This is a genomic window from Aminobacter anthyllidis, assembly GCF_018555685.1.
GTDB lineage: Bacteria > Pseudomonadota > Alphaproteobacteria > Rhizobiales > Rhizobiaceae > Aminobacter > Aminobacter anthyllidis.
The window spans coordinates 104,185-113,100 of the sequence record NZ_JAFLWW010000015.1 but is presented as its reverse complement, the minus strand read 5'-3'; the positions used below and the strand labels follow the sequence as shown (position 1 = coordinate 113,100).

The window sequence follows — 8,916 nt, the reverse complement described above, 5'->3', positions numbered from 1 at the left end:
GTGTGGAAAAACGGAGGGGGGGGTGAGGGGAAGATTGCTGACAGATGGTGACAGATCGGAATCATCGATCATATCAAAAACGGGGCGTCAGTAGAGCTGAATATTAATCACTTCATTTCAGAATTTTCGTATCATCTTATAATGTTTCTGTATATCCTCATAATTTACCGTAATAGATCTCGTTCCAGACCTCACGAATAGCTCAGCGCCGCCCCCTTCTTCATAAATGTTAGTTCGCTCCTTGCTGCAACCTGTATACGAACAAAAACATTTCCCTCTTTTACAAGCGGTTCTGTTCTCACGTAAGCGTTGATTGATTTTCCATCGAAGAATCTCGATTCGACCTGGGCGCGCAGATATTGCTCCCAACCGTCGTAGTCACCGCGCTTCTTATTTGTCAGCTGAAAATCCTTTTCGAGACCACAGATAGAACCATCATCTGCGACGCCGACAAATATTACTCCGCCATCGGTGTTTGAAAACGCAGCTATCGTCTTCATTACCGAGTGAACTAATGCTTCCAATCGGTACTCCTCAGCGTCATCGTTTTTTTCTTTAAGATACTTCTTCCAATCAAATAACAATGACGATTTGAATTCCACACGAGATGTTTCACCTCCTAAGACATCGGAAAGCGCTGCATCAAGTGAACCGCGATTACCATCGGAAAGTACACGAAGATCATCAAGGCCCAAATCACCTATCTTTGGCGAACACAAGATACCGAAATAATCAAACGACTCTTGCAGTTTTCCCAAGCTAATAAGCAGACATATACCTCTATCTAACTCATACTCTTCCAACAGTATGCTTATTGTAGTCTCGACAGGTGCACTCAACGCCCTTGCGGCTGTAGGACATAGGAGTTTCATGAGGAAACTCACACAATGGTTCGACCGAAAATTTCTTGGGAAATAGCATCAGCCCGCATTTTCCAAAACGCAGTCACCCCGCCCTCACCCAGGAGCAACTCGTCGAAAGAATCCCGACTTACAAAATATCTCGCCCACACATCTTGGTTGTTATCGTAGGAGGCACCAGTTTGCGCTAGGAACGTAGCTGGTGAGAGCTTTCGCCATTCGTTATTGGTACGTCTATGCATTGGAATAAGGTTCGCTGCGGAATTTACCCAGTCCCTCTCCGCAACAGTATGGTCAAGAATTTCCTGAAGTGGGCCTCCTGCATTGTTCTTACACCAATCCTTTGGATAAATATGATGTAAGTCCATCGTTCCAGATTCCAAATTTATGCTTAGATCTGGATTTATTGGATCAACTCCCGCACGAGCGTGAAGAAGCAATAACGCCCCTCGCCGCAGTGCACCTTTCTCATCACCATCCGTCACCACCTGCCCAATATCTTCGATAGATGGGCGTGGACCAACTGCATTGTCCAACCACAAGTTCGCTTGAGTGCGCCAGAAATCGTCTGCCGTATCAGATCTTGTGCTCTGCAAGAATTCTTTCATTTGCCTAATATCAGTTCCGATCTGAGTAAGAAAACCCTGGTCGTACCTGGTATGAAGAACATTTCGCCAGAAAAAGGCACGAAATAGACGGTCAAGCTTGTCAATGTTCCAATGAACCGCTGGAGTCGAATCGAATTCCAGGAACCAGCGAAGAGCAACATAAACAGCAGCACTCGCTGGATAGGGACACTCGGACATCCCGAAGTGCCCTCCCGCGACTGCATTCTGGAATCCGCCTATAAATCCAGCAAATATAGAATTATTCTCGAAAACTTTACGCCAGAAACCACTCGGTATAGCCAGGAGGTCTCCAGACTTAACGCTGGTTATCCTGACCTCTTTTTGCCCAGCAGTCTTACGTGGCGTCGGCTTGGTATCAAGGGCCACGTGGGCAGCAGCTACAAACTGAGCAATCAACTCCGGGCGGTCCTTCGACGAAGACCATCCTACAGCACCATCAAGTTCACCTAGCGAATCAATCTCTTCACGCAGAAGTACCGGTCCCCCGACGTCAGTCGCCGTGTCATTGAATAGACCGCTATGGATGAGGTCTACGGGAGAAACTTTCGTACCTGTAGTGTTTAATGTTTCAAATATGTCACAAATATCTGCCAGATTGTATTCGTTTGGGACGATGTAAACGGCCAATTTAGTATTAAGGATACCAGCAAAAGCGCGGGAAAGAACCTGATTGCGGCGTTCCAACTCATCTACATCTGGAAGTTTCCCGCCCGTATAGTAATCCGGATTGCGGATGTGCTGTAGGTATGACATCCACTGCCCCATCAAACTATCCGGGTCTTCGGAGGCTAGTGGAAAGAGCCCCTGCGATATCGCGCCAGCAAGGGTTACTATTTTTCGTCGTTCAACCTCTTTCAACGATACGAATTTCACACGTTCGTTTTCATCTGTGGCCGCGACGTCGAGATAGAAATTACCTGAGTGGCGGTAAAGGCCAGATTGCGCTCTAAGGCCACCAAAGGCCATTGCCAATGCAGTAGAGCGCTGTCGTCCATCAAGCACGGCATAGTATCTGCCAGGCCTTGAACTTTCAGACGTGTATTGTCGCTGTCCAGTTCGCCCGACTTCCGGGTCCCAGTCGGGGATGGATATCGGCTCCAAGACCAAGGCTGACTGATCTTGTTGCTCCCAAAGGGTGATCATGCCGATTGGACGCGCATCAATAATGGAGTTCACAAGCGAGATTACAGCAGCGTTACTCCAGACGAATTCCCTTTGAAATTGAGGCACCAACCATTCATTGGTCTTGAGCTTCTTGAGCAAATTTGGGACATTTATGTCTGTGACTTGAAGTTGCGCCATCTCTACTGACTGCCGTATATTTGAGAGCTCAATATAACCGATCGCTTCAGCTTAATTCACATAAATGCGAAGCGCCAGTAGCACGCCTTCCCTCTGGCCCCCGAGTAACATGTCGCGACCGCCGCCATGTTGACGACGGGCGTCGACCGGCACGATCTGGACCGGATTGCTGAAGCCGGCGAACAGCGGGCCGATTACGAGGGAGCCGCCGAGTACCTGCGGCATCCTGATCGAGATCGAAGCCGAGGTCAGAATAGCCAGCACGCAGGCGGCAGAACTGCAGCTCGGCACTGGAAGCCTGGCGATCCTTCGCACCCCCCTCTGCACTGCCGGGCGTTCGTCGTTCGAAAAGCCAAGCAATTGGCTTTCGTTGCCTGCGGCAACCACTCCTCCCCCCCCCACAGGGGGGAGATTAGCAGCTTTGGCGCCTCGCCCAATCGGCTGACGGCGCAAGGAGGCCGGCAGCGCTATGCCCTTCGCTACGGCTCAGGGCCTTGAGGCGCTCGAAAAGCCCATTTTGGGGCTTTTCGTTCGCTGGCGCGAACCGCTTCTCAAGTCCCCGCGTTGTACGCCGCGATTGCCGCCATGTTGACGATGTCGGAATCCTTGGCGTTGAGCGAGACGATCTGCACCGGCTTGTTGAGGCCGACCAGCAGCGGGCCGATGACGGTGGAGCCGCCGAGTTCCTGCAGCATCTTGGTCGAGATGGCAGCCGAGTGGAACGCCGGCATGACCAGCACGTTGGCGGCACCCGAGAGGCGGCAGAAGGGGTATTGCTGCTGCATCAGGCGGTGGTTGAGGGCGACGTCGGCGGCCATTTCGCCGTCATATTCGAAATCGACGCGGCGCTTGTCGAGGATCTTGACCGCCTCCTGGACACGCTCGGAACGCTCGCCGGCGGGGTGGCCGAAGGTCGAATAGGCGAGCATGGCCACGCGAGGTTCATAACCCATCCTGCGCGCGAAATGCGCGGCTTCCTCGGCGATGTCGGCGATCTGCTCGGCGTTGGGCATGTCGTGGACGGCGGTGTCGGCGACGATGACGGTGCGGCCGCGGGCGAGCACGATCGACACGCCGATGACGCGGTGGCCGGGCTTGGCGTCGATGACGCGGCGGACGTCTTCGAGCACTGTCGAGTAGTTGCGGGTGACGCCCGTCACCACGCCGTCGGCATCGCCAAGGGCGACCATGCAGGCGGCGAAGTGGTTGCGGTCGTTGTTGATCAGGCGCTGGCAGTCGCGCAGCAGGTAGCCCTTGCGCTGCATGCGCTCGTAGAGGAAGTCGGCGTAGATGGCGTTGCGGCGCGACAGGCGCGCATTGATGATCTCGAGGCCCGGCTTGTTGAGGTCGATGCCGGCTTGCCTCGCGTTTTCCTTGATGATGTCGTCGCGGCCGAGAAGGATGGCCGTGCCGAGCTTCTGGTTCACATAAGAGACGGCGGCGCGCATCACCTGCTCCTCCTCGCCCTCGGCGAAGACGATGCGCTTGGGCTGGCGCCGGACGCGGTCGTAGATGCGCTGCAGCGTGGACGCGATCGGGTCGCGGCGGGCGGAAAGCTCGTTGGCGTATTTGTCGAGATCGAGGATCGGCCGGCCGGCGACACCCGATTCCATGGCGGCCTTGGCAACGGCGATCGGGATCGCCGAGATCAGGCGCGGGTCGAACGGCACCGGGATGATGTAGTTGGGGCCGAATTTCGGCCGGTTGCCCTGGTAGGCGGCGGCGACATCGTCGGGCACGTCCTGGCGGGCGAGCTCGGCCAATGCGTTGGCGGCGGCGACCTTCATGGCGTCGTTGATGGTGGTGGCGCGGACATCGAGCGCGCCGCGGAAGATATAGGGGAAGCCGAGCACGTTGTTGACCTGGTTCGGATAGTCCGAACGGCCGGTCGCCATGATGGCATCGGTGCGGATCTCGGCGACCTCCTCGGGCGTGATCTCCGGATCGGGATTGGCCATGGCGAAGATGATCGGGTTCTTGGCCATGGACTGGATCATGGCCGGGGTCAGCGCGCCCTTGGCGGAGAGGCCGAAGACGATGTCGGCGCCGTCCATGGCGTCGGCAAGCGAACGCGCCTCGGTCTTGACCGCATGCGCCGACTTCCACTGGTTCATGCCTTCGGTGCGGCCCTGGTAGACCACGCCCTTGGTGTCGCACAAGATGACGTTGTCGGGGGTGAAGCCCATCGACTTGATCAGCTCGATGCAGGCGATGCCGGCGGAACCGGCGCCATTGCAGACGAGCTTCGACGTCTTCATGTCGCGGCCGGTGATGGCAAGCGCGTTGATCAGGCCGGCGGCGGCGATGATGGCGGTGCCGTGCTGGTCGTCGTGGAAGACGGGGATGTCCATCAGCTCGCGCAGGCGCTGCTCGATGATGAAACACTCGGGCGCCTTGATGTCCTCGAGGTTGATGCCGCCGAAGGAGGGGCCGAGGAAGCGCACGCAGTTGATGAACTCGTCGGCGTCCTCGGTGTCGACCTCGAGATCGATGGAATCGACGTCGGCGAAGCGCTTGAACAGCACCGCCTTGCCTTCCATGACCGGCTTGGAGGCGAGCGCGCCGAGATTGCCGAGGCCGAGGATCGCGGTGCCGTTGGAGATGACGGCGACCATGTTGCCGCGCGTCGTGTAGTCATAGGCGCGCGAGGGATCCTCGGCGATGGCCTTCACCGGAACGGCGACGCCGGGCGAATAGGCGAGCGACAGGTCGCGCTGGGTCGCCATCGGCTTGGTCGGCACGACCTCCAGCTTGCCGGGCCGGCCCATGGCGTGGAACTCGAGCGCCTCCTCTGATGAAACAGAGGGGCCGGAATTGTCGGGTTTCCTGGTGGTTGCCATGGCGAGAAGCGTTCCTGTCCCTTAAATTTCTTTTTGTGGAGCGTTTTGGATTAAGGCTACACATCGGCGCTGTAAACCGCCAAGCAGAGCGGTGGATTTGCTTTTTTCGAAGGTTCAGGCGTGAACGATCGACCGACAATCATTGCGGAAGCTGACTTGACGGAAGCCCAGGCGGAAACGCCGGTGCACGCAGCACCTACGCCGATGATGGAGCAGTATATCGAGATCAAGGCGGCGAACCCGGATTCGCTGCTGTTTTACCGCATGGGCGATTTCTACGAGCTGTTCTTCGACGACGCCGAGAAGGCGAGCCGGGCGCTCGGCATCGTCTTGACCAAGCGCGGCAAGCACCAGGGCCAGGACATCCCGATGTGCGGGGTGCCGATCCATGCGGCGGACGACTACCTGCAGAAGCTGATCGGGCAGGGTTTTCGCGTCGCGGTGTGCGAGCAGATCGAGGATCCGGCGGAGGCCAAGAAGCGCGGCTCGAAGTCGGTGGTCAAGCGCGACGTGGTGCGGCTCGTCACGCCAGGCACCATCACCGAAGACAAGCTGCTTGCACCGCAGGAATCGAGTTTCCTGATGGCGCTGGGACGGGTCAAGGGTGCGGGCGAAGCGAGCCTGGCGCTTGCCTGGATCGAGATCTCGACCGGTGTATTCCGCGTCGCCGAGACGACGCCGGACAAGCTCGCCGCCGACATCTTCCGCATCGACCCGCGCGAGCTGATCGTCGCCGAGCCGGCGTTCCATGACGAGGAGCTGAAGCCGACGTTCGACCTCGTCGGCCGCATCGTCAACCCGCAGCCGCCGTCCCTGTTCGACTCGACCTCGGCGCCGGGACGCATCGCGCGTTTCTATGAGGTGGCAACGCCTGACAGCTTCGGTGCTTTCTCCCGCGCAGAGCTGTCGGCGATCTCGGGCGTCATCGCCTATGTCGAAAAGACCCAGAAGGCCGAGCGGCCGCCGCTGTCGCATCCCGAGCGCGAGCAGGAAGGCTCGACGCTGTTCATCGACCCGGCGACGCGCGCCAATCTCGAACTTTTGCGCACGCTGTCGGGCGGCCGCGACGGCTCGCTGTTCCGCGCCATCGACCGCACGGTGACGGGCGGCGGCGCGCGGCTGCTCGCCGACCGGCTGATGTCGCCGCTGACCGATCCCGACGCCATCGGCGCCAGGCTCGATGCCGTGTCGTTCTTCATCGGCGAAACCAGGCTTGCCGAGGCGCTCAGGCTCAGCCTGAAGGGCGTCGCCGACATGCCGCGCGCGCTGTCGAGGCTGGCGCTCAACCGCGGCGGCCCGCGCGATCTCGGTGCGCTGCGCTCGGGCTTTTCGGCGGCGCAAACGATTGCCGGGCTGTTTGCCGACATGGCGGTGCCGCATGAGCTCGGCGCAGCGCTTGCGGCGATTTCAGCCCTGCCCGCGGCCTTTGCCGGACATCTCGACGCCGCCCTTGGCGACGAGTTGCCGCTGCTCAAGCGCGACGGCGGTTTTGTCCGCGCCAGCTACCACGCCGAGCTCGACGAGATGCGGGCGCTGCGCGACCAGTCGCGGCGGGTGATCGCCGGCATGGAGCGCGACCTGATCGAGGAGACGGGCATCCGCTCGCTCAAGATCCGCCACAACAACGTGCTCGGCTACTACATCGAGGTGACGGCCAACAACCAGGCGGCACTCAACGGCAGCGACGAGGCCAAGGCGCGCTTCATCCACCGCCAGACAATGGCGAGCGCGATGCGCTTCACCACCACCGAACTCGCAGGCCTCGAGACCAGGATCGCCAACGCCGCCGACCGGGCGCTGACCATCGAGCTCGCCGCCTTCGACGCACTGGTCGAGGAGGCGGTCGCGCATGCCGACGCGATCCGCGCCGGGGCCAACGCGCTGTCGGTGCTCGACGTTTCGACCGGCCTGGCGGCACTTGCGGCAGGCGAAGCCTGGTGCCGGCCGCAGGTCGACCTCAGCCTTGCCTTCGAGGTGACGGGCGGCCGCCACCCTGTCGTCGAGCAGTCGCTCAGGCGCACGGCCTCGGCACCCTTCGTTGCCAATGATTGCGACCTGTCGCCGGCGCCAAATGGCCGCAACGGCGCGATCTGGCTTCTGACCGGCCCGAACATGGGCGGTAAGTCGACCTTCCTGCGCCAGAACGCGCTGATTGCCATCCTCGCCCAGATGGGTTCTTTTGTCCCTGCCGAGCGCGCGCACATAGGCGTGGTGGACCGGCTGTTTTCCCGCGTCGGCGCCTCCGACGACCTGGCGCGCGGGCGCTCGACCTTCATGGTCGAGATGGTCGAGACCGCCGCCATCCTCAACCAGGCGAGCGAGCGCTCTCTGGTCATCCTCGACGAGATCGGCCGCGGCACCGCGACCTTCGACGGCCTGTCGATCGCCTGGGCGGCGGTCGAATATCTGCACGAAAAGAACCGCTGCCGCGCCGTTTTCGCCACCCATTTCCATGAGCTTACCGCACTGTCGGGCAAGCTCGAGCGCCTGCACAATGTGACGATGCGGGTCAAGGAATGGGAAGGCGAAGTGGTGTTCCTGCACGAGGTCGGCAAGGGTGCCGCCGACCGCTCCTACGGCGTGCAGGTGGCCCGCCTCGCCGGTCTGCCCGACGCTGTGGTGGCGCGCGCCAGGGAGGTGCTGCACCAGCTCGAGGAAGGCGAAACGTCAGGCAAGGCCAACCGGCTCGTCGACGATTTGCCGCTGTTTTCCGTGGCGGTGAAACGCGAGGCGGCAAAACCCGTCGCCAACGACGCGCTGACCAAGGCGCTGGAGGGCCTGAGTCCCGATGAAATGACGCCGCGCGAGGCGCTCGACGCGCTGTACAGGCTGAAGGGGCTTTCGGGCCGCTAACCGCAGACTTTCCTGCATTGGAGTTGGCGTCGCATGCTTCACCATATCTCGCTTGGCGTCGCTGATATCGAACGCGCCGTTGCCTTCTACGACGCGGTCCTTGCCCCGCTCGGCTATGTCAGGGTCTGGGAAGACCTCTCACCCGGGGATGACGACCAGGCGGTCGGCTATGGCTCGCCCGGCGGCGGCGACAAGCTGGCAATCAAGCTGCGCCGCAAGGGACAGCGCCCGCCCGGCCCGGGCTTCCACCTCGCCTTCGCCGCGCCAGACCGGCAGGCGGTCGCGGCGTTCCACACAGCGTCACTCGCCCATGGCGGCACCGACAATGGCGGTCCCGGCCTGCGGGCGCATTATTGCCCGGGCTATTTTGCCGCCTTCGTGATCGATCCCGACGGACATCATATCGAGGCAGTGTTCAACCAGGCCATCTAG

At 60.1% G+C, this 8,916-nt stretch carries 6 protein-coding genes; 2 read left to right on the top strand and 4 right to left on the bottom strand.

What is annotated here, in order from left to right; all coding sequences use genetic code 11:
- Positions 1–191: 191 nt before the first annotated feature.
- The 4 genes from J1C56_RS31130 to J1C56_RS31115 form a co-directional block, all read right to left on the bottom strand.
- The gene (locus J1C56_RS31130) at positions 192–803 is read right to left on the bottom strand and encodes an AlbA family DNA-binding domain-containing protein (RefSeq protein WP_214393784.1); all 612 of its coding nucleotides are present in this window, start codon (positions 801–803) and stop codon (positions 192–194) included.
- A gap of 77 nt (positions 804–880) precedes the next feature.
- A complete protein-coding gene (locus J1C56_RS31125) occupies positions 881–2,791 on the bottom strand; it encodes a DUF262 domain-containing protein (protein ID WP_214393783.1) in 1,911 nt (636 codons plus the stop codon).
- Positions 2,792–2,842: 51 nt separating this feature from the next.
- A complete protein-coding gene (locus tag J1C56_RS31120) occupies positions 2,843–3,178 on the bottom strand; it encodes a hypothetical protein (protein ID WP_214393782.1) in 336 nt (111 codons plus the stop codon).
- Between the two features lie 164 nt (positions 3,179–3,342).
- Positions 3,343–5,631, bottom strand: a complete 2,289-nt coding sequence (locus J1C56_RS31115; RefSeq protein WP_214393781.1) for an NADP-dependent malic enzyme — start codon at positions 5,629–5,631, stop codon at positions 3,343–3,345.
- Between the two features lie 204 nt (positions 5,632–5,835).
- Between J1C56_RS31115 and mutS the strand changes: the two genes are divergently transcribed.
- The gene (mutS, locus tag J1C56_RS31110; protein ID WP_246592211.1) at positions 5,836–8,484 is read left to right on the top strand and encodes a DNA mismatch repair protein MutS; all 2,649 of its coding nucleotides are present in this window, start codon (positions 5,836–5,838) and stop codon (positions 8,482–8,484) included.
- Positions 8,485–8,517: 33 nt separating this feature from the next.
- On the top strand, positions 8,518–8,916 hold the full coding sequence (locus J1C56_RS31105) for a VOC family protein (RefSeq protein ID WP_214393779.1): 399 nt from the start codon (positions 8,518–8,520) through the stop codon (positions 8,914–8,916).

Bases quoted from the DNA above. Each gene is read 5' to 3' on its own strand.
- J1C56_RS31105 (WP_214393779.1), top strand. From the start codon at position 8,518: ATGCTTCACCATATCTCGCTTGGCGTCGCTGATATCGAACGCGCCGTT.
- mutS (WP_246592211.1), top strand. From the start codon at position 5,836: ATGATGGAGCAGTATATCGAGATCAAGGCGGCGAACCCGGATTCGCTG.
- J1C56_RS31125 (WP_214393783.1), bottom strand. From the start codon at position 2,791: ATGGCGCAACTTCAAGTCACAGACATAAATGTCCCAAATTTGCTCAAG.
- J1C56_RS31115 (WP_214393781.1), bottom strand. From the start codon at position 5,631: ATGGCAACCACCAGGAAACCCGACAATTCCGGCCCCTCTGTTTCATCA.